Origin of the sequence: Pseudomonas sp. HMSC067G02 (assembly GCF_001813485.1) — a bacterium.
GTDB lineage: Bacteria > Pseudomonadota > Gammaproteobacteria > Pseudomonadales > Pseudomonadaceae > Pseudomonas > Pseudomonas aeruginosa.
In genome coordinates this window covers 196,797-216,952 of the sequence record NZ_KV812708.1, presented here as the reverse complement: position 1 = coordinate 216,952, position 20,156 = coordinate 196,797, and the positions used below count along the sequence as shown (strand labels likewise).

Sequence of the window (20,156 nt, the reverse complement as noted above, 5' to 3'; positions counted from 1 at the left end):
ACATGCGCTCTCTCAACCTGCATCTGAAAGTCCTGATCGCCATCCTGCTGACCCTGGGTGTGGCGATCACCGCCTATCAGATTTTCGTCCAGGGTATTCCCGTTACCGAAGCCGAAACCGATGACCTCTGGAACATCGATGCCAAGGTCGACTTCGTCGCCACGCCGAAAACCCCGGTCAAGGTGCAGATGTTCGTTCCGCCGTTGAGCCAGGACTACGTCAGCCTCAACGAAAGCTTCGTCTCCAACAATTACGGCGTCAGCATCAATCGCGCCGACGGCAATCGCAAGGTGACCTGGTCCGCCCGCCGCGCCAACGGCAAGCAGACCCTGTACTACCGCCTGGTGCTGACCAAGCGCTACACCGGCGAGAAGACCAAGGAGAAAGGCCCGATCTTCCGCGACAGCCTGCCCCTGGAAGGCCCGGAGAAGATCGCCGCAGAAGCCCTGCTGGCCCCCATTCGCCAGCACTCGGCCGACGTCGAGACCTTCGTCAGCGAAGCCATCAAGCGCGCCAACAACGGCAACGACGACAACGTCAAGCTGCTGATGGCCGGCGACACCAGCCTGGAAAAGAAAGCGCATATCGTCGAGACCCTGCTGTCCATCGCCCATGTGCCGATGGAGCGGGTCCACACCATCCGCCTGGTCGCCGACCTGCAACAGAGCCCGGAACTGTGGCTGCGCAGCTTCAACGGCGAGAACTGGCTGTACTTCAACGTGGTCACCGGCGAACAGGGCCTGCCCTCCGATCGCCTGATCTGGTGGCTTGGCGATGAGCCGCTGATGACCATCGACGGCGGCAAGAAGGCCCAAGTCAGCTTCAGCCTGAACAGCAGCGAGATGAACGCCATCCGCCTGGCCAAGCTGTCCGACGAGAACACCGAGGCGGCCTTCCTCGAGTACTCCCTGTACGGCCTGCCGCTGTCCACCCAGCAGACCTTCCAGATCATGATCATGATCCCGATCGGCGTGCTGGTGATCCTGATCCTGCGCAACCTGATCGGCCTGCAGACCCTCGGCACCTTCACCCCGGTGCTGATCGCCCTGGCCTTCCGCGAGACCGGCCTGCAATGGGGTATCGCCCTGTTCACCGTGATCACCGCCCTGGGCCTGTCGCTGCGCTCCTATCTCGAGCACCTGAAGCTGCAGATGCTGCCGCGCCTCTCGGTGGTGCTGACCTTCGTGGTGGTGATGATCGCGGTGATCAGCCTGTTCAGCCACAAGCTCGGCTTCGAGAGCGGCCTGTCGATCGCCCTGTTCCCGATGGTGATCCTGACCATGACCATCGAACGCCTGTCGATCACCTGGGAAGAGCGCGGCGGCGGCCATGCGATGAAGGTGGCCATCGGCACCCTGTTCGCGGCATCGCTGGCGCACATCCTCATGCGCATCCCGGAACTGGTGTACTTCATCTTCACCTTCCCGGCCGTGCTGCTGATCCTGGTCGCCTTCATGCTCGCCATGGGCCGCTACCGCGGCTACCGCCTGACCGAGCTGTTCCGCTTCAAGGCCCTGCTCAAGGACTGAACCATGTCGATCTGGAAGACCTGGAAAGACCTGACCGCGAAAGGCGTGATGGGCATCAACCGACGCAATGCCGATTACGTCCTGAAGTACAACAAGCGGCACCTGTATCCGGTGGTGGACGACAAGATCATCACCAAGGAACGCGCGCTCGAGGCCGGCATCCACGTGCCGGAGATGTACGGCATCATCGAGACCGAGAAAGGCATCGACAAGCTCAACGAGATCATCGGCGAGCACAACGATTTCGTCATCAAGCCGGCGCAGGGCGCCGGCGGCGACGGCATCATGGTGATCGCCGACCGCTTCGAGGGCCGCTACAAGACCGTGTCGGGGAAGATCGTCAGCCACGAGGAGATCGAGCACCACATCTCGAGCATCCTCTCCGGCCTCTACTCCCTCGGCGGCCATCGCGACCGCGTACTGATCGAGTACCGGGTGACCCCCGACCAGATCTTCAAGAGCATCAGCTACGAAGGTGTCCCGGACATCCGCATCATCGTACTGATGGGCTACCCGGTGATGGCCATGCTGCGCCTGCCGACCCGGCAGTCGGGCGGCAAGGCCAACCTGCACCAGGGCGCCATCGGCGTGGGCGTCGACCTGGCCACCGGCGTCACCCTGCGCGGCACCTGGCTGAACAACAAGATCGCCAAGCACCCGGACACCACCAACGCGGTGGACGGCGTGCAACTGCCGAACTGGGACGGCTTCATGAAGCTGGCGGCCGGTTGCTACGAGTTGTCGGGCCTCGGCTACATCGGCGTGGACATGGTTCTCGACCAGGAGAAAGGCCCGCTGATCCTCGAACTCAACGCCCGCCCGGGCCTGAACATCCAGATCGCCAACGACAGCGGCCTGGTGCACCGCTGCCACGCCGTCGAGGCGCGACTGGAAGAACTCAAGGCGAAAGGCATCGAAGAGTCCGCGGAAGAGCGCGTACGCTTCTCCCAGCAGTTGTTCGGCCACGTCCAGCAGCACCAGGGCTGACGTGCTTCCGGTATGAAAAAGCCCGGCTCCGGCCGGGCTTTTTCATGTCTCGGATTTCAACGCACCACGGCCAGCTCGAAGCCGCCCTGCCGGGCGTGCTCATGCACCTGCATGCCCGCCTCGTTCACCGCCAGGCCCTGTAGCGGACGCTTGAACGGCTTGTTGTCGAGGGTTTGCAGCGAGCGGTCCTCGTCGGTGGTCAGCAGCAGCACGTAGCGCTCGCCGCGATTGGCCCGCACCGGCACCGTACCCTCGATGAAAGCGTAGCGATACCAGGTTTCCGGGTTCAGCTTGTACACCGCGTCGCTGACCAGCCGGGTTGGCCGCTTGTGCTCGTCGAGGAACAGCAGCGACGGGTAGACCACCTGGCGATTGGCGAAACTGCGGATGCGCAGGCCGTAGACCCCCTGGGAGCGCGGCAGCCGGATCGCCGCGTAGAAGCTCCTGCCCATGGGAAAGTCGAAGCTCGGCGAGAAGCGGTTCAACTCCTCGTAGCGCGGCTCGTCGGCATCCAGTTCGGTGAAGTCGCTCTCGGCGATCTGCTCGCAGCAGCGCCGTTGCAGGTCCTGGTAGAGATCGTCGATGGTCATCTCGGTGCCCTTGAGCAAAGCCTTCAGCGCATCGCTCTGCTGGCCGGCGCCATCCAGCCCGGGCAACGCCGTCGGACGTTGCTTGAACTCGATCTGCCGGCCCTCGGTGAAGGCGATCTGCGACGAAGGCGCGGCCTCCCGCTTGAAGCGCGCCGCGCGCTCCTCGGGCGGGATCTGCGAGTTGTGCATGCGGCCCTTCTCGTCCACCCAGGTGTAGTAGGGACTGCCGTTCTCGCTGCGAACGAAACCCTTGCCCTCGAAGGCCTCGGCATCGATGTATTCGGCGGAGTGCTCGCCGTTGGGCAGGACGTAGTCGGCGCGCTGGCCGGCGACCTGGGCGCCGGCATAGAAGCTGTTCTGCACGTTGCCGTTGGCATCGATCCAGGTGTAGTAGCGACGCTTGCTCTCCCCTCCGCTGCTGTTCCCCGGCCACTGCGTGGCGTTGTCCGCCTTGTTCAGCACCCGCGCCTGGTCGCTCTGGCCGATGCGCTGCCGCGCCTGGCGCTGCTGGCGGTCGAACTGGCCGTCGACGAAGGTGTTGTGCACCCCGCCATTGTCGTCCACCCAGGTCAGGTAGCGCCCGCCGGAGGCCCAGCCCGGCGAAGATGCCGGCAGCGCCAGGGAGAAGACGCAAAGTACGATGGATGCGCGCATCATGCTCCAGCCCTCAGAAGGTCGTACGGTAGGTCATGGCGAAAATATAGGCCTTCACCGTGGTGTCCACGTCCAGTCCCGCGTAGGGGTTGTACACCAGGTTGTCGAGCCCGGTGCAGTTCAGGTTGCAGCTGGTATCGGCCTTGACGCTCTGCTTGGTGACGAAGTAGTTGAAACCGACATCGATCACCGTGTCCTTGTCCCACTGGTAGCCCAGCCCCAGGCCGTAGAGATTGGCATCGCCGATCGGCACCAGGATGTCCGCCTGGCCCTTGGGGATCGCCGAAGGCCGGTATTCGTAGCCGGCGCGCAGCTGCAAACGGTCGTTGACGTCGTACTGCACGCCCATGGCCCAGCTCCAGGTATCGCGGTAGCCGCGGTCGAGGGTGATGCTGTGGCTGGTGGCGTCCTTCGAGTCGAGGTACTTGGCGATGCGCAGCAGGTCAAGCTCGCGGTCGAACTCGATCTTGAACTCGTTCCAGTCGCTGTAGCCGTTCCATTTCAGGTCGAAGTTGAATTGCCACTTCTTGAACGGGCGCAGCTTCACGCCGGTGGAGAAGGCATCCGGGTAGACCATGTTCATCGTGGCGTTGCCATGCTCTTCATCGACGTTCCCGTAGGGGAACATCTGGCCGAGGATCGCACCACCGAGCGACTTGTGCACCCCGGTCCAGAAACCCTGCCAGCCTTGGCCGTAGTCGACCCGGTACTTGCCCTTGAGCCTCATCCGCGACTCGCTCTGGTAGGTCGCGCCCCAGGCGAACCAGTCGGTGGGCTCCCAGAGCACGCCGAGGTTGAAGCTGGGCGACAGCGACTGCTGCATGTCCAGGTCGATATTGGCCAGGTTCTGGAACGGACCGATGTTGCCGCCGCAGACGTTGAAGAACACCTCGAGGATCTCCTGCATTCCCGGCAGGCAACCGATCTCCTTGGTCTGCTGCAACAGCCCGAGCAACTGGTTCGGCGCCCGGAAATCCTCGTTCAACGCTACTGCCTGGTGGGAAAAACCCACCGACAGGCCGACCGACAGCTCGTCGTTGACCTGGTAGGCCAGGGTCGGCGAGAAGTAGGTGAGCCGCTGCAACGACACCTCGCGTCCCTGGTAGCGCGCCGGATCGCTATCGGAATCGCGGCTGTAGCCCAGCGCTTGCGGGGTGTAGACGTTGGTGGCGAAGGTGAACTTGGAACCCGGCGGGTTGATCGAGATCCCGGCCAGCGGCGCCACCAGCAACGGCACGTCGGTCATGCCGCCGAGGCCGGGCAGGTACATGGTCGGGGTCAGGGTCCGGCTGTGGCTGTTGGCGACCGGGTCGTCGCGCAGGCCGAAGGTGCCTTCGCCGTAGTTCGGCGGCGCCTTGAAGCCGGCGCGGATGTCCATTACCCCGGTGAGCAGCTTCACGGTCGCCTGGCGGCCCTTCATCTTGGTCAGCGCCGCCGGGTTGTAGTGCACCGAATCGATGCCGGTCTCGTCGGCGGTCACGGCGTTGCCGAGGGCCATGGCTTTCGGGTTGCCGATGGTCAGGTCGTTGGCCATCTGCGCGCCGGCCGGCGGAATCCAGGCCAGGCACACCCCTGCCAGCGCCAGCCAGAGCGGCGCAATGCGCATCTTCATAACAGGCCTCGCTCGCGGGTTACTGGGCCTTCAGCCCTTTGATATCGAGGGGTACGGATAACCCCAGCAGTACATCCGGCGAGTCTTCCGTGAGGCCGAAACCGGCGTTGACGTTGACGATGTAGTCCGGTGACGTCCGCAAGCCGAGCGAGAAGTTCATGATGCTACTGGTCTGTTCGGACGACTCGAACGTACCGGCAGTGGTGTGGTAGCGGTTCTTCAGCGTGTAGGCCATCTGGTACGAAGTCGCCAGCGAGACGTCGTAGGACAGCGCGTAGGCCATGCCCATGTTGAAGTTGATCGTGTTGCCGGGCGAGACCTTCTCCAGCTGGGAGTTGTCGGCCAGGGTCTGGTGCACGTCGTCCACCGGCAGGTTCCAGGTGTAGCCGAGCGAGCCGTAGAGGACCACCGGGTCGATCACATAGGACATGTTCGCGCCGAAGCCCAGGCTGTAGTAGCCGTTGCCGGTGGAGATGTCCTTGTCCAGGTTGGTCTTGTAGGGACTGTCGCCGGTCGGCAGGCCGATGGTGGTATACAGCGTGGTGACCGGCCGCCCGCGCACCGCCGCCCAGGGCTGCCAGCGCAAGGTCGCGGAAACGTCGCCGAGGCTGTAGGCGTGGGTATCCATCTCGGTGTCGTACTTGGCTACCAGCGGCAGGCGGAAACTGAAGGTGAGGTTGTCCCAGATCCCGTAGTCGAAGGTGAAGGAGTTGGTGAAGGTGTGCTGGGACTGGCTCTGCCGGCCGGCGAGGCCGTAGATCTGCGTGCCGCCGCTGGTCTTGGTCAGCGGCACCAGGGTCAGCCGCTGGTCGCGCACCAGCGCGTAGTCGAAACCGTAGGTCAGGGTCCGCTCGCCCTTCTTCAGCAAGGTGTAGCTCTTCTCGGCGGCCTGGAAGACTTCCTCCAGCGCCTTGGCGCTGTCGGCATCGTCATTCTTCTTGGCCAGCGCGTCACGGGCCTGGTCGACCGAGGCTTCCTCGGCAACGGACAAACCGCTGATAGACAGCATCAGCGCCGCCGCGCATGTGTACCCCCTGATTCTCATGGCGCTATCCCCAGAGATTGTTCTTGTTTTTGGGTATCTGCTACTTGGTGCGCAGGTGTATGACGTCGCCACCAGTGCCCAGCTCACGGACCTGGTTTTCAGTGATCTTGTTGATCTGCGGAAACTCGCGGAACGCCAGCAGGCTGACGGTGCGGTCGTCCACCAGGCGCATGTCGCGATCGTTCAGCGCCAGCGCGTTGCGGGGCTCCTGCCCACTCGGGAAGATCACGAACAGGACGTTCTGGTCCCAGATTTCCTCGAAGCGCGTCCGGGTGAAGCTGATGTTGCCCAAGGCCGGATCGGCGACGAAGACGTGATCGTTGTAGACATCGCGCACCACCACGAAATGCTTGAAGCCGGCATAGTGGATGGGGACCAGCGCCGGATGCTCGAGAGCGTCCAGGTCGCTGAACTCGGCGCGAAAACCACCGCTCTTGTAGCCCAGCGCAGCGGCGTAGCGCTTCATGTCGAGCAGCGAGAAACCGCGGCGCTGCACGATCTTATCGGCCTCGCCATAGCGCAGCAGCCCTTCCATGACCTGGCGTTCCTCGAGGTTGCGCCCGAGGTAGTAGTCCAGCAGCGTGGTAAGCGCCGCCGAGCCGCAGCTGTAGTCATAGGCCTGGCGGATGACGTTGCGGAACTGCAACTGGCTCATCGGCTCCAGTTGCACCGATTCGCGGTAGGGTCCATTGGGGGTCAGAGGCTGGCTGAGGTTGACCGTGCCCTGCGGTTGCGGCTTGGTATCGACCGTCTGGGTGAACCCGAACAGTCCGATCAGACTTCCCAGCAAAATCTCGAACATCGCCCCGTCGTACCTCTTTCGGAGAAAGACCCCGCCGATGCCTCGGCGAGGTCTTCGCGTCTCGACTCGGTTCCTGGATCAGTGACCCCAGACCTTGATGGTGGAACCGGCCATGTTCAGCCCGGAGACGGTCAGCGAGCCGATGCTGGCGGCGCTGGTGTCGCCCACCTTGATGGCGCCCACGGTCACGTCGCCGGTGATGGCCGGCAGGCCGATGGCCAGTTGCTGGGTCGACTTGCCGCCGATGTCGGTGGTGACGACGTCGATGGTCAGCGGCTTGGTATCGTCGATGGTCAGCGCCGGCAGGCTGATGTTCTCCAGCCGCAGGGAGCCGCCGTTGGTGTCGGTATCGGTGTAGGTCACGGCCCCGACGGAGCCCTGGAAAGTACCGGAAATGCTGATGCCTGCCTGGCCGGTCACGTCGGACAGCGCGCCATCGTCCATGGCTTTCAGGTCGGCATGCGCCAGCAAGGGAGCAGCCAGAACAGCAGTTGCAAGGAACAGGTGCTTTTTCATTGTTATTTCTCCAGTGTTCAGGTGTGGTTTGCCCCAGGGCACTGCCGTTTGCATCCTGTCCCCGGCAGATCGACCGGCATCTCGCCGGTCTCCAGGTCCGGTACTGCTTCCCTAGGTGTCCCGGACATGGATTCGGTAGAGCCTCATGCTCTCTCGTCCTGGATTCCAAGCTACTGGGCCACCCCTTCCGCCGCCAGCCCATCCAAGGGATGGAGCGATGGCGGCTGCCGCTCACGCCTCGCTCAGCAGTCCCAGGCTTTTACCCTTTAGTACGGCTTGCGTTCTGCTCTTCACACCCAGCTTGGCGAACAGGTTGTGCAGGTGCCACTTGATGGTGGCTTCCGACAGGTGCACCGCCTGCGCGATATCGCGGTTCGACAAGCCCGCCGCCACCAGCCGCAGGATTTCCCGTTCGCGATGGCTAACATCCTGATTTTCATCGAAACTTTCCGGGTCCACGGAGAGCTTCCGGCACTGCTCGCGGAGCAGGTCGGCCAGCCCCTGCCAGGCCGCGGCACGCTTGGGCTCCGCTTCCCTCCAGCTTTCCCACATCGGCAACAGCCACAACGCGTCGTCCTGGAACAGCCGGCGATAGCCGAGATTCCAGGCTTCCTCGAGCGTGGCGAGGAACAGGCCGATGGCTTTTTCGCTGTTACCTTTCTGCCAATACGCCACAGAAAGTAACAAGGACAAACGCAGCCGCCGATCCCTCTGGTAAGCGGAAGAGTAGCCGGCCAGACAGCTTTCCAGCTTGCTCTGCGCGCGTTCCGCGTGACGCTCGGACAATGCCAGCCGAGCCTCCGCCAGGACCAGGGCGGTCTGTGCGTCGGCGTGCCGCTCGCCGGAGAGCCCGGCAAGATGCCGCTCCAGTTGCAGGCAGACCCGTTCGGCCTCGTTCGGACGGCGCAGCCACAGCAGGAACTGCACCTTGCAGCTCATGGCGTGAGCATAGACACGCTCGTAGCCGGGCGAGAGCAGACCGCTCAGCCATTCGTCGAGTTGCGCCAGCCCCTGCTCGGCGGCGCCGGAGAAGAAGCGCGCCTTGGCCATGACCAACTGGCCGCGACTGAGCAGTTCCACCGGCGTCGCGACATCCCGCCAGACCGTCGCCAGCGGTAGTTCGGCGAGCACGCCGGCATGCCGGTCCTGCTCGTAGAGCAGGTCGGCATAGGCCAGCGACAAGGGGCCGCCGACCCGGCTGCGCCGGCCGAATACCTGCTCGACCCGGTTGCGCGCCGACTCGGCGATCGCCCTGCCCCGCTCCAGATCGCCACTCTCCTTGCAGATCAGGGATTCGATCAGGCTGGTCACCACCTGCAGGTACTCGCTGTCGGCGACTTTCAGGTCCTCCCGCGCGGAACCGATGGCGCCGGCGGCCTCGGCGTAGTCGCCGAGCAGCGCATGCGCCGAAGCCTGCACGCAGAGCAGGCTGGCGCGGAACACCGGCTGGTTGCTCGGAACCATGGACAGCCAGTGACGGGCGACCTTCAGGCAGGCTTCGAGCTTGTCCTGGTAGAGCAACACCAGGGCCTTGAGCACCTGGGCGGCGGCGAGCAACTCGCCGAGCCCGAAGTGCATGACCTTGCCGCGCCCCTGCAAGAGGCGGTGGCTGACCTCCTCGATCAACGCCTCGGCCTCGGCGAAGCGTTGCTCGAACGCCAGTTGCCAGGCGTAGAAGATCTGGAACACCGGATGCTCGCGGATCACCTCGGCGGGAATGCCGTTGAGCATGCCGAGGATGCCGTACACCCGGTTACCGGCGATCAGGCGCGCGCCCTGGCGCTCCAGCAACTCGGCGGCGAACAGGTAGTCGCGGGCGCGAAGGGCGTACTTGATCGCCCGGTCGGCCAGGTCGCGCCCCTCGCACCAGCGCGCCGCCGCATGCAGCAACGGGGTCGGATCGGCATGCCGGGACAGCCGCCCCTGGAGGAACTCGGCGAACAGATGGTGGTAGCGGAACCATTCGCGCTGGTCGTCCAGGGCGATGACGAACAACTGCTCGTTCTGCAGGCGCATGAGCATGTCCAGGCCGTCGCGACGTCCGGTCAGCGCATTGCACAGTTCCGCATTGAACTCGTCGAGCACCGAGGTCTGGTCGAGGAACAGCTGCAGGTCGGCGGGCAGGCTGGCCAGCACGTCTTCCGCCAGGTAGTCGGCGATGTTCCGTTCGGTCCCGGAGAGCCCGCGGAGGAAACCTTCCCGGTCGGTATTGCGACTGAGGGCCAGGGCCGCCAGGTGCAACGCCGTGATCCAGCCTTCGGTGCGCTTGAACAGCAGCTTCAGCTCACGCTCGCCCAGCTCCAGCCCCTTGAGATCGAGGAGAAACGCATCGCTCTCCTCGCGCGAAAGTCGCAGGTCTTCCGCGCTCAGGCAGAAGGTCCAGGGCTTGAGGGTCGGCTCGTCGACCAGGAAGCGCGGGCGGAAGCGGGTCGAGGCCACCACCCGCACGTGATCGGGCAGGTTCTCGATCAGGTAGCGAACCCCATGCGGCAAGGCGGCGTGGCGGATGCGGTGGAAATCGTCGAGGAACAGGTACAAGGGGCCTTCCAGGCGACGCAGGTCGGCGAGGAAGGCATCCAGGATACCCTCCAGCGGCACCGCGACGTCGGTGCCGAGCAGATTGGCGGTATTGCCGCCGAATGCCGGGACCACTCGCTGGATGCTCGCCAGCAGGTACTGGATCAGACGCTGCGGTTCGCTGTCGGTCTCGTCGCAGGACAGCCATGCCACCGCCGCGCCCTGCTCCAGCAGGCGCAGGCGCAACTGGCAGAGGATGGTGCTCTTGCCGAAGCCGGCCGGCGCGCTGAGCACCATCGCGCGTCGCCCGCGGGCCTCGTACAGGCGGTCGATCAGCGCCTGGCGGGGCAGCAGCGGCAGCCCTCCGGCGCCTGGCGGGAACAGCTTGGTCTGCAACAGCGGGATGGTGCTGGCGGGAACACCGTCGCGATGGCCCATGGTCAGAGAAGGCTCAGCTCGCGGGCTCGCCGGATCGCCTGGGTGCGATTGCGCACCTTGAGCTTTTCGTAGATGTTGTGCAGATGCCATTTGACGGTCCCCAGGGCCAGCGACAGGCGCTGGCCGATTTCTTCGTTGGATAGGCCCTGTGCGGCCAGGCAGACCACTTCGCGCTCGCGCTCCGTCAGGCCTTCCTCGAGCGCATCCTGGGGCTTGCGCACGCCCTGCCCGGGCCAGATGCCGAGCAGGCCGCGAATGAAGGTCTGTAGCGCCGGCTGGCGCTCGGTGGATTCGAGTTGCTGGAGCAACTGGCGAATGCCGTCGCCTTCCTCGATGAAGAGGCTGCGCACCCCTTCCCGTTCGGCATTGATCAGGCATTCGCCGAGCAGGCTGTTGGCCCGTTCCTGGTAGCCCAGGCGCTGATAGCTGAGCGCCGCCAGGATATCCAGGCGCAGGCGCTGCAGGCCGTGCCAACCGGGCTGCAAGGTGCCGCGCAACTGAGTGATCTCGTGCAGCGCCTCGCTGAAATGTCCTCGCCCCTGCAACAGGCGCACGCGGCTCACGCCCAGCGACCAGTTGACCGGGTTGAAGGCCATGTTGCGGTAGTGTGCCGCCATCTTGTTCCAGTCCACGCTCTTCAACCGCTGCTCGGCGCGCTTCAGGCGGTCGGGGCCGCTGTCCTGGAGGATCAGGTTGATCTCTTCGGCCATGGCCTGGGCGAAGAAGCGCCACGACTGATTGCGCGAGGCCAGGGCCTGCATCGCCGCCAGGCTGGCCAGCGCCTCCTTCGGCCGTCCCAGCAGGCGCTGGGTGCGCGCCAGGCAGATCTGCCCCTGGGCATAGAAATCGATCGGATTGATCACATCCACATGCCCGAGCGCCCAGCCCAGGCGCTCTTCCAGCCCGTCCAGCTCGATCCTGTAGTAGGCGGTCAGGGCCTCGGTGATGGTCGGCAGCGCCAGCGCGCTCCTGGACTTCTCGAACAGCGGCCGGGCACGCTGGCGGAGCCGCTCGATGAGCAGTTGCGCCTGCTTCACCTGGCCCTGCTCGAGTGCGAGGATCACCTCGACGTTGGCCAGTTGCATGTCCAGGTAGCGCCCTTCGAGGAAATGATTGCGCTGCTGCGCCAGTCCCAGCAGGCGCCGCGCCTGGTCGCCCTGGCCACGGACCACCTGGGCCAGCGCGGCGGTGATCAACACCGCCACTTCGAGGAAGGCAGCGTTCTGCCCGAGCTGGACCTCGACCCGGCGAGCCAGGGCGATGCACAGTTCCAGATCGTCCTTCTGCAACGCCACCACCGCCTTCACCGCCAGCGCGGAGAGGTACTGGTCGCCCATCGGCCCATCGCCGCGGCTCTCCCCCCAGCGCGCCAGCAGTTCGTCGATGATCCGGTTGGCCTCGCCCAGGCTGAGGTCGCTGGCCCGCGACCAGACATCGGTAAGGACCAGGATCGGATAGCGCTCGGCGATTTCGTCCGGCACATGCTTGCGCCAACGGTAGATCAGGCTGAGCTGGCCGCGGTTGATCAGCTCCAGTCCGCATCCGTCGACCAGCGCGGCGATCATCTCCGGGTCTTCCGCCGCACAGGCATGCTCGATGGCGAACGTCGGCATGTGGTGGTTGGTGAACCACAGGCTGGCGTTGAAATGCAGTTGCTTGAAACGGTCCGGATCGGAGTCGCGCAGGCGGTTGCGGAGGAAGTCGGCGAACAGCAGGTGGAAGCGATACCACTGGCGTTCGCGATCCAGCGGCAGGAGGAACAATTGCATGGACTCCAGGCGCTCCAGCAGCGCCTGGCCGTCCTGGCGCCCGGTCAGGGCGTTGGCCAGGTCGCCGCTCAATTGGCTGGCAACGCCAAGGGCCAGCAGCGCTTCCTGCAGATCGCCAGGCAAGCGTTCGAAGACCGCCGCCAGCAGATAGGCGCTGACCGCCTGCTTGTCGCCGTCGAGCAGGGCCATTTCCTGCACCTGCGGTTGCTGGCGCAGCCACAGGCTGACGAGATGCACGCCCACCACCCAGCCTTCGGTCTGGCCATAGAGCGCCTTCAGGCAGGGCTCGTCCAGATAGAGACCGCTACGCTCGAGGTATTCGCGGGTTTCCTCGAAGCCGAGGCGCAGCTCCTCGAGACCGATTTCCAGCAACAGCCCCTTGGCCCGCCAGGTAGCCAGGCTCAGCGCCGGCTGCGAACGCGTGCCCAGGGCCAGGACCAGCCCGGGGGGTGCGTACTGCACCAGGCGGTTGAGGCCGGTGAAGATGTCCGGGTTGCTAACCAGGTGCAGGTCGTCCAGCACCAGCAGCAACGGCCGCGCATAGCGATCGAGATCGCCGAGCAGGCTTTCGATCACCGCCACCACCGGGACCCGCATGGTGTTCTGCAGGTAGGTCTGGGCGTCGTCGCCAAGCTGCGGCACGGCTTCGCCCAGCGCCTCGATGAGCTGCCGGCAGAAACGGGCGGGGTCGTCGTCTTCTTCGGCCAGCGACAGCCAGGCCACCGCCTGGTCTGCTACAGTGCGCTCCCTGGCCAGGGCGGCGAGCGCGCAGGTCTTGCCGAAGCCGGCAGGTGCGGAAAACATCAGAACGCGTGAATGGGGATTGCGATCCAGCAGGTTGCGGATCGCGGGGCGAAGAGAATATTCGGCTGGCACCTGAGGCGGCACTATTCTGGAGCGCGAAAGGCTGCCGGCTGCTGGATCCTGTACTGCATCCACGGCCTGTATCCCTGTGTCATTATCATTGTGGTACGGAGCCAAATCTCCGTGGGATATTTCCATAATTAGCAGATCACCCTTCTTACGTAAACTGAAGAAATGGCTCTAGGATCGACGATTCCGGCGAACTAGAATTCCTGACTGTCCCACTACCCCCACTTTCCATGCCCAGTTGTCATGTTCACCCCCTGCCCTACCATAGCGACCCAAGCTGTCTCTTTGCCATCATCCATGAGGCGCCCGGTGCGGTGATGCTCGATTCGGGTCGCCCCATCGCTACCCGTGGACGCTATGACCTTATGAGCGCCTGGCCATTGGCAGAACTGGCGCCGCTGCCCGACGAATCGGCCAACCGCTTCTTCGCCCGCCTACGCGAAGCGGCCGGAAGCCTGGGCCCCGCGCAGCTGCCAGCGCCGTACGAACTGCCCTTCGCCGGCGGTCTGCTGGGCTATTTATCCTACGACCTGGGTCGGCGCATCGAGCGCATCGGCGAACACGCCCGCGATGACCTGGGCCTGCCGCTGGCCTCCGTCGGCCTGTATGCCTGGGCGCTGATCAGCGACCACCAGGCCGGCACCAGCCAACTGGTATTCCACCCGCGATTGGACGAGCGCGAACGCCAGCGCCTGATCGCCCTGTTCAGCGAGGAGCCGCAAGGCACGGCCGGCAACTTCAAGCTTCTGGGAAAATTCCGACGGAGCATCAGCGCATCCGACTATCGGCAGGCGATCCGCCGCATCCAGGACTACATCCAGGCAGGCGACTGCTACCAGGTGAACTATAGCCAGCGCTTCCAGGCCGCTTGCAGCGGCTCGCCGTGGCCGGCCTATCGCGCCCTGCGCGAGGCCTGCCCGACGCCGTTCTCCGGCTACCTGCGACTGGCCGACAGCGCGATCCTCAGCCTGTCGCCGGAGCGCTTCCTCAAGCTCGGCAAGGGCAAGGTGGAAACCCGGCCGATCAAGGGCACCCGCCCGCGCGGCAAGACGCCCGAGGAGGACATGGCGCTGGCGGCGTCGCTGCTGGCCAGCCCCAAGGACCGCGCGGAAAACCTGATGATCGTCGACCTGCTGCGCAACGACATCGGACGCAGTTGCCAACCTGGCAGCGTACGGGTACCGGAGCTGTTCGCCCTGGAAAGCTATCCCAACGTGCATCACCTGGTGAGCAGCGTCACCGGCGAACTGGCGCCGGGCAAGGACGCCCTCGACCTGCTGGAAGGCAGCTTCCCCGGCGGCTCGATCACCGGCGCGCCGAAGATTCGCGCCATGCAGATCATCGACGAACTGGAACCGAGCCGACGCGGCATCTACTGCGGCAGCCTGTTCTACCTCGACGTGCGCGGCGAGATGGACAGCTCGATCGCCATCCGCACCCTGCTGGTCAGGAACGGCCAGGTCAGTTGCTGGGGCGGCGGCGGCATCGTCGCCGACTCGCACTGGGAGGACGAGTATCAGGAAACCCTGGACAAGGTCCGGGTGCTGCTGGAAACCCTGGAAGGAATGGCCGGGACAGCGTCCCCGGAATAGAAAAGAGCCCGCGTTCCGCGGGCTCTTTCATCGGCGGCGCGGCTACAGGCTCAGCGAACGGCTGGAAGCCTTGAGGAACTCGCGCTTGAGGTCTTCGTAGGTATGCACCGCGGGGAACTGGGGAAACTCGCGGATCACGTTTTCCGGGGCATGGAACAGGATGCCGGCGTGGGCCTCGGAAAGCATGGTGGTGTCGTTGTAGGAGTCGCCTGCGGCGATCACCCGGTAGTAGAGGCTCTTGAAGGCGATCACCGACTGCCGTTTGGGATCCTTCTGGCGCAATTGATAGCCGACCACGCGGTCGCTGTCGTCGATCTCCAGCTTGTGGCACAACAGGGTCGGGAAGCCCAACTGGCGCATCAGCGGCTGGGAGAACTCGTAGAAGGTGTCGGAGAGGATCACCACCTGGAAGCGCTCGCGCAGCCAGTCGACGAATTCCACCGCCCCCTCCAGCGGCTTCAGGGTGGCGATCACCTCCTGGATGTCGCCCAGCTTCAGGCCATGTTCGTCGAGGATGCGCAGGCGCTGCTTCATCAGCACGTCGTAGTCCGGAATGTCCCGGGTGGTCGCCTTCAAGGCGTCGATACCGGTTTTTTCCGCGAACGCGATCCAGATTTCCGGAACCAGCACGCCTTCCAGGTCAAGACAGGCAATTTCCACAGGACTCTCCTCGAAATTCTCTGAACGATGGGGTGACGACGGACGCGGCACTCTAGCCCCTCGCCGAGGGCAAGGCAACGCCGGCTTATTCCTGGAATCAAGGTCGACAGGGGTAAATGGTTATTTAGGGCCATATGCTGCCCTTTGCTACCATTCCCGCCACAGAGCGCAACAGCGCCGCCCAGCACCAGGACCCCAGCCCGATGAGCCAGCCTTTCGACCTTCCCGCCCTCGCTTCCAGCCTTGCCGACAAATCCCCCCAGGACATCCTGAAAGCCGCCTTCGAGCACTTCGGCGACGAGCTGTGGATCTCCTTCAGCGGCGCCGAGGACGTCGTCCTGGTAGACATGGCCTGGAAGCTCAACCGCAACGTGAAGGTGTTCAGCCTCGACACCGGTCGCCTGCACCCGGAAACCTATCGTTTCATCGACCAGGTCCGCGAACACTACGGCATCGCCATCGACGTGCTTTCCCCCGACCCGCGCCTGCTCGAACCCCTGGTGAAGGAAAAGGGCCTGTTCAGCTTCTACCGGGACGGCCACGGCGAGTGCTGCGGCATCCGCAAGATCGAACCGCTCAAGCGCAAGCTCGCCGGTGTGCGCGCCTGGGCCACCGGCCAACGCCGCGACCAGAGCCCCGGCACGCGCAGCCAGGTGGCGGTGCTGGAAATCGACGGTGCCTTTTCCACGCCGGAAAAGCCGCTGTACAAGTTCAACCCGCTGTCGTCCATGACCAGCGAGGAAGTCTGGGGCTATATCCGCATGCTCGAACTGCCCTACAACAGCCTGCACGAACGCGGCTATATCAGCATCGGCTGCGAACCCTGCACCCGTCCGGTGCTGCCCAACCAGCACGAGCGCGAGGGCCGCTGGTGGTGGGAGGAAGCCACCCACAAGGAGTGCGGGCTGCACGCCGGCAACCTGATCAGCAAGGCCTGAAACCGTCGATAGAGCGTATGCAATCGGGGTAAAGTGCGGGTCGAACCCCGAGCGGAGACCCAGCATGCGCATCACCATGGTCAAGAAAGTCCTCGCCAACGGCGAGGACTGCCGCAAGTGCAAGGAAGTCCGGCAACGCCTGGAACAAGGCGGCTACCTGCCGCGCATCCATCGCACCCTGGTGGCCGACGAACGCGACCCGAACAGCGCAGGCTGGATGGTCGCCGCCCAATATGGCGTAGAGACCGCGCCGTTCTTCGTGGTTCGCCACGACGACGGGCGCGAACAGGTCTACACCGTGTTCATGAGCTTCCTCCATGAAGTCCTCGAACCGCGAGCCGAGCAGGCCGCGGACGCCGATCGCGAAGCGCTGGCCAGGCTGGCCGGACGCGACAATCTCGACATGCTCTGAGGGCCAGCCATGAAAAAGCCCGGCACCAGGCCGGGCTTTTTCATGGGCCGAGGCGATCAGTAGACCGGCAGTTCGATGCCGTCGAACAACTCGTCCAGCTCGGCCTTGTTGTGGCATTGCACGGCCTTGGCCAGCAGCTCGCGGGTCAGGTGCGGAGCGAATTTCTCGATGAAGTCGCACATGAAGCCGCGCAGGAAGGTGCCGCGGCGGAAGCCGATCTTGGTCACGCTGGACTCGAACAGGTGGCTGGCGTCGAGGATCACCAGGTCGTTGTCGAGCTTCGGATCGACCGCCATGTGCGCCACGATGCCGACCCCCAGGCCCAACCGCACGTAGGTCTTGATCACGTCGGCATCGGCCGCGGTGAATACCACCTTGGGCACCAGTCCGCGCTGGCTGAAGGCTTCGTCGAGCTTGGAACGGCCGGTGAAGCCGAACACGTAGGTGACGATCGGCTGCTCGGCCAGGGCTTCCAGGGTCAGTTTCGGCAGCTTGGTCAGCGGATGCCCGTGGGGCACGATGACGCAGCGATTCCAGCGGTAGCAGGGCATCATGATCAGGTCGCCGAACAACTCCAGCGCCTCGGTGGCGATGGCGAAGTCGACGGTGCCGTCGGCCGCCATTTCGGCGATCTGCATCGGCGTGCCCTGGTGCATGTGCAGGGAGACGTCCGGGTACTGCTTGATGAAGCCGCTGATCACGTTGGGCAGCGCATAGCGCGCCTGGGTGTGAGTAGTGGCGATGGACAGCGTGCCCTTCTTCTCGTTGGAGAATTCCTGGGCGATCTGCTTGATGCTCTCGACCTTGCGCAGGATCTCGCCGGCGGTATGGATGATCCGCTCCCCCGCCGGCGTCACCCGGGTCAGGTGCTTGCCGCTGCGAGCGAACACCTCGACGCCCAGTTCGTCCTCCAGCAGGCGGATCTGCTTGCTGATGCCCGGCTGCGAAGTATAGAGGCTCTGCGCCGTGGCGGAGACGTTGAGGTCGTGGTGCGCAACCTCCCAGATATAGCGCAATTGCTGAAGCTTCATGGAGATTCCTCGAAAAGGTTGTCGCGACCGGCGATCAAGAACCGAAGGTATATAACCATATTAATGGTTTGAGGAATAAAATTAGACGTTTTTTTTGATTTTGCACGCTTTTTCACCAGCCGACTGCTGGCCTACAGGTCGCGACTACGGTGCTGCAACATCGGCACCAGGTACACCGGTACCTCCGCCAGTTGCACCAGACGCGCGGCAGTCCGGCCCAGCGGCGTCTCGAGCTGGGTGCCGTGGCTATGGCTGCCGGCGACGATCAGGTCCACGGCCAGCTTTTCCGCCTCATCGAGGATCATCTGCGGCGGGTCGCCCTGCACCACCCGCACGCTCTTGACCAGCGCCGCATCCTGGGGCAACTCGCCGAGTTCATCGCGAAACCCTTCCAGGACCCGCTTCTCGATGCTTTCCATGACGTTGTCCAGCCCTTGCGCCCGCAGGTCCTGGAGACGCTCGGTGTCAAGGTAGGTCTGCAGGACCGACTCGGCGAACAGCCCGAGTGGCTCCACCACATGGACGACATAGAGCTCGGCGTTGTAGGCGCGGGTCAGCGACAGGGCGTGTTGCAGGACATAGGGAGCATAGAGCCCCAGATCGGTGGCATAGAGAATCGAACGAATCATGCGGCCTCCTCGACAGCCTGCGCGGCGGGCCTCATTAGCAGATTAGCAGCAAGCATCCATTCTCCTAGCGTTCCCTGCTGTTTCGGGCTTTTTCCGGCCCGTTGGGGTAAATCCCTTTTCTCCCTGCGAGCGCGGCGCCGGCTGGTCGCCGCGCTCGGCCCTTCAGCGCGGTTGCGCTTCGAGGAAGCGCAACGCCTGGTGCAGCGCCTCGACCCTGGGCATCCGGTAGCCCGCAGCAGCAGCGCGGGCCAGGGGCGCGGCATAGATCGCCGCCAGCTCCAGTGGCCGCCCATGGGCGAAGTCGTGGTACATGCTCGGCCGATAGTCGGGCATCCGCTCGGTCGCCGCCAACAGTTGGTCCGCATAGCCCTCAGGCAGGATGAAGCCGCAGGCGCCGGCAGCACCGATGACTTCCTCCATGATCGCCTCGATCAGCGACCGACTGTCCGCGTTGGCCATCAGCGGCGCGGTGCTGCTCTTCAGCAATACCGACAGCCCGTTGTAGGGGATGTTCCAGACCAGCTTCTGCCAGCGCGCCTGCTCCAGGTCGGGCATCGCCGTGGACTCCAGCCCGGACTCGCGGAACAGCGCGGCACCCTCCTCGACGATCTCGCGCCGGCGGCGCTCGTCGGCCGGTCCGGAATGATAGCCGAGATTCACTCCGCCGTAGGCCTGGTGCTCGATCACGCCCGCTTCGCCGCGATGCACACAGATGAAGCAGAGGCCGCCCAGCAGATGCAGGCTTTCCGGCAGCAGCGGCCGCAGCCGCTCCTCCACGCCCAGACCGTTCTGCAGCAGCAGAACCTTGGCTCCCGGCGCCGCCGCTGCGCGGATCAGGGGTGCCAGTTCGTCATTGCCGGTGGTCTTGGCGCCCACCAGCAACCAGTCGCAGGGCGGCATGTCCTGCGCCGAATGGTAGGCCTGGACCGGTGCCAGGCGCCGGGAGCCATGCACCGCACTATTCAGGCTGAGTCCGGCGCGATTGACCGCCTCGAACTCGCTGCGCAGGAGAAAATGCACGTCGTGACCGGCATGCGCCAGCATCAATCCATAGAAGCCGCCGATGGCTCCCGTACCGATGACGCCGATCCGTTGCTGCTTTGAATCCATCAGGGCAACTCCTCAGGTAAAGCGGTCGACCCCGCCAGCACCGCACCCCGCAAGGCTTCCTGGTGCAGCGGAACGTTCAGTGCGCCATGGAAGCGGCCGTCGCGGACCATGAACAGGGCCGGCAGGTGAAAGACGCCGTAGCGTTCCACCAGGCCGCCATTGCGGCCGGCGTCCACCCAGCACAGGCGCTCGATGGGCAGGTCCATCGCGGGGAGATGGCGCCGGGCCCAGCGGCACGACGCGCAGCCTTCGCTGGTGAATACCAACAGCGAAACCCCTTCCAGGGCAAGCAACTGCCGGTCGGCGTCCAGATCGGTGAGTTCCAGGGACGGCACGCTGCTGACCTCGATAGAAAGGAAGAAATGGGGCCCGACCATCATCCGTATGCTTCGGCTCCTGCGATAGCGCTGGCGCCCTCCTCGGCCAGCGGATACGCGCAAGGCGCGCCCCTC

At 64.5% G+C, this 20,156-nt stretch carries 17 protein-coding genes; 5 read left to right on the top strand and 12 right to left on the bottom strand.

The features are described 5' to 3' along the window. The first annotated feature begins 2 nt into the window (after positions 1-2). Both HMPREF2914_RS24015 and HMPREF2914_RS24010 read left to right on the top strand, forming a co-directional pair. Positions 3-1,529: an osmotic stress tolerance membrane protein RloB gene (locus tag HMPREF2914_RS24015; RefSeq protein ID WP_003087809.1), complete on the top strand. Its 1,527-nt coding sequence runs from the start codon at positions 3-5 to the stop codon at positions 1,527-1,529. Positions 1,530-1,532: 3 nt separating this feature from the next. Continuing rightward, positions 1,533-2,516 carry an alpha-L-glutamate ligase-like protein gene (locus tag HMPREF2914_RS24010; RefSeq protein ID WP_003087807.1) on the top strand — a complete coding sequence of 328 codons (984 nt, stop codon included), beginning with the start codon at positions 1,533-1,535 and terminating at the stop codon, positions 2,514-2,516. A gap of 56 nt (positions 2,517-2,572) precedes the next feature. On the opposite strand, the gene HMPREF2914_RS24005 is transcribed toward HMPREF2914_RS24010, so the two are convergent. The 7 genes from HMPREF2914_RS24005 to HMPREF2914_RS23975 all read right to left on the bottom strand — a co-directional run bounded on the left by HMPREF2914_RS24005 (position 2,573) and on the right by HMPREF2914_RS23975 (position 13,398). After that, entirely contained in the window at positions 2,573-3,760 is a 1,188-nt protein-coding gene (locus HMPREF2914_RS24005) for a MalM family protein (protein ID WP_003132833.1), read from the bottom strand. Positions 3,761-3,773: 13 nt separating this feature from the next. Continuing rightward, the gene (locus HMPREF2914_RS24000) at positions 3,774-5,372 is read right to left on the bottom strand and encodes an outer membrane protein transport protein (RefSeq protein ID WP_003132834.1); all 1,599 of its coding nucleotides are present in this window, start codon (positions 5,370-5,372) and stop codon (positions 3,774-3,776) included. Between the two features lie 19 nt (positions 5,373-5,391). Beyond that, positions 5,392-6,417: a transporter gene (locus HMPREF2914_RS23995; protein ID WP_003120313.1), complete on the bottom strand. Its 1,026-nt coding sequence runs from the start codon at positions 6,415-6,417 to the stop codon at positions 5,392-5,394. A gap of 40 nt (positions 6,418-6,457) precedes the next feature. After that, positions 6,458-7,219, bottom strand: a complete 762-nt coding sequence (locus HMPREF2914_RS23990; RefSeq protein ID WP_003098072.1) for a C39 family peptidase — start codon at positions 7,217-7,219, stop codon at positions 6,458-6,460. 78 nt (positions 7,220-7,297) lie between these two features. Further along, entirely contained in the window at positions 7,298-7,735 is a 438-nt protein-coding gene (locus tag HMPREF2914_RS23985) for a DUF6160 family protein (RefSeq protein ID WP_003098074.1), read from the bottom strand. Between the two features lie 231 nt (positions 7,736-7,966). Continuing rightward, entirely contained in the window at positions 7,967-10,690 is a 2,724-nt protein-coding gene (locus HMPREF2914_RS23980) for a winged helix-turn-helix domain-containing protein (RefSeq protein WP_003087788.1), read from the bottom strand. Between the two features lie 2 nt (positions 10,691-10,692). Continuing rightward, positions 10,693-13,398: a winged helix-turn-helix domain-containing protein gene (locus HMPREF2914_RS23975; protein ID WP_003120314.1), complete on the bottom strand. Its 2,706-nt coding sequence runs from the start codon at positions 13,396-13,398 to the stop codon at positions 10,693-10,695. Positions 13,399-13,562: 164 nt separating this feature from the next. On the opposite strand from HMPREF2914_RS23975, the gene pabB reads away from it, so the two are divergent. After that, the gene (gene pabB / locus HMPREF2914_RS23970; RefSeq protein WP_023091970.1) at positions 13,563-14,924 is read left to right on the top strand and encodes an aminodeoxychorismate synthase component I; all 1,362 of its coding nucleotides are present in this window, start codon (positions 13,563-13,565) and stop codon (positions 14,922-14,924) included. Positions 14,925-14,966: 42 nt separating this feature from the next. On the opposite strand, the gene thrH is transcribed toward pabB, so the two are convergent. Next, on the bottom strand, positions 14,967-15,584 hold the full coding sequence (gene thrH, locus HMPREF2914_RS23965; RefSeq protein ID WP_003098078.1) for a bifunctional phosphoserine phosphatase/homoserine phosphotransferase ThrH: 618 nt from the start codon (positions 15,582-15,584) through the stop codon (positions 14,967-14,969). 134 nt (positions 15,585-15,718) lie between these two features. Here thrH and HMPREF2914_RS23960 point away from each other — a divergent pair, with 134 nt between their 5' ends. Next, a complete protein-coding gene (locus HMPREF2914_RS23960; protein ID WP_010895583.1) occupies positions 15,719-16,522 on the top strand; it encodes a phosphoadenylyl-sulfate reductase in 804 nt (267 codons plus the stop codon). Positions 16,523-16,586: 64 nt separating this feature from the next. Then, the gene (locus HMPREF2914_RS23955) at positions 16,587-16,934 is read left to right on the top strand and encodes a hypothetical protein (protein ID WP_003087777.1); all 348 of its coding nucleotides are present in this window, start codon (positions 16,587-16,589) and stop codon (positions 16,932-16,934) included. Positions 16,935-16,990: 56 nt separating this feature from the next. On the opposite strand, the gene cysB is transcribed toward HMPREF2914_RS23955, so the two are convergent. The 4 genes from cysB to HMPREF2914_RS23935 form a co-directional block, all read right to left on the bottom strand. Continuing rightward, positions 16,991-17,965, bottom strand: coding sequence for an HTH-type transcriptional regulator CysB (cysB, locus tag HMPREF2914_RS23950; RefSeq protein ID WP_003087775.1), 975 nt, complete (start codon positions 17,963-17,965; stop codon positions 16,991-16,993). 131 nt (positions 17,966-18,096) lie between these two features. Beyond that, positions 18,097-18,594, bottom strand: a complete 498-nt coding sequence (locus HMPREF2914_RS23945; RefSeq protein WP_023091971.1) for a universal stress protein — start codon at positions 18,592-18,594, stop codon at positions 18,097-18,099. Positions 18,595-18,756: 162 nt separating this feature from the next. After that, positions 18,757-19,704, bottom strand: coding sequence for a putative 2-dehydropantoate 2-reductase (locus HMPREF2914_RS23940; protein WP_023980850.1), 948 nt, complete (start codon positions 19,702-19,704; stop codon positions 18,757-18,759). Further along, positions 19,704-20,081 carry a thioredoxin family protein gene (locus HMPREF2914_RS23935; protein ID WP_003120319.1) on the bottom strand — a complete coding sequence of 126 codons (378 nt, stop codon included), beginning with the start codon at positions 20,079-20,081 and terminating at the stop codon, positions 19,704-19,706. Before HMPREF2914_RS23935 ends, HMPREF2914_RS23940 begins: the two co-directional genes overlap by 1 nt. Positions 20,082-20,156 lie beyond the last annotated feature (75 nt).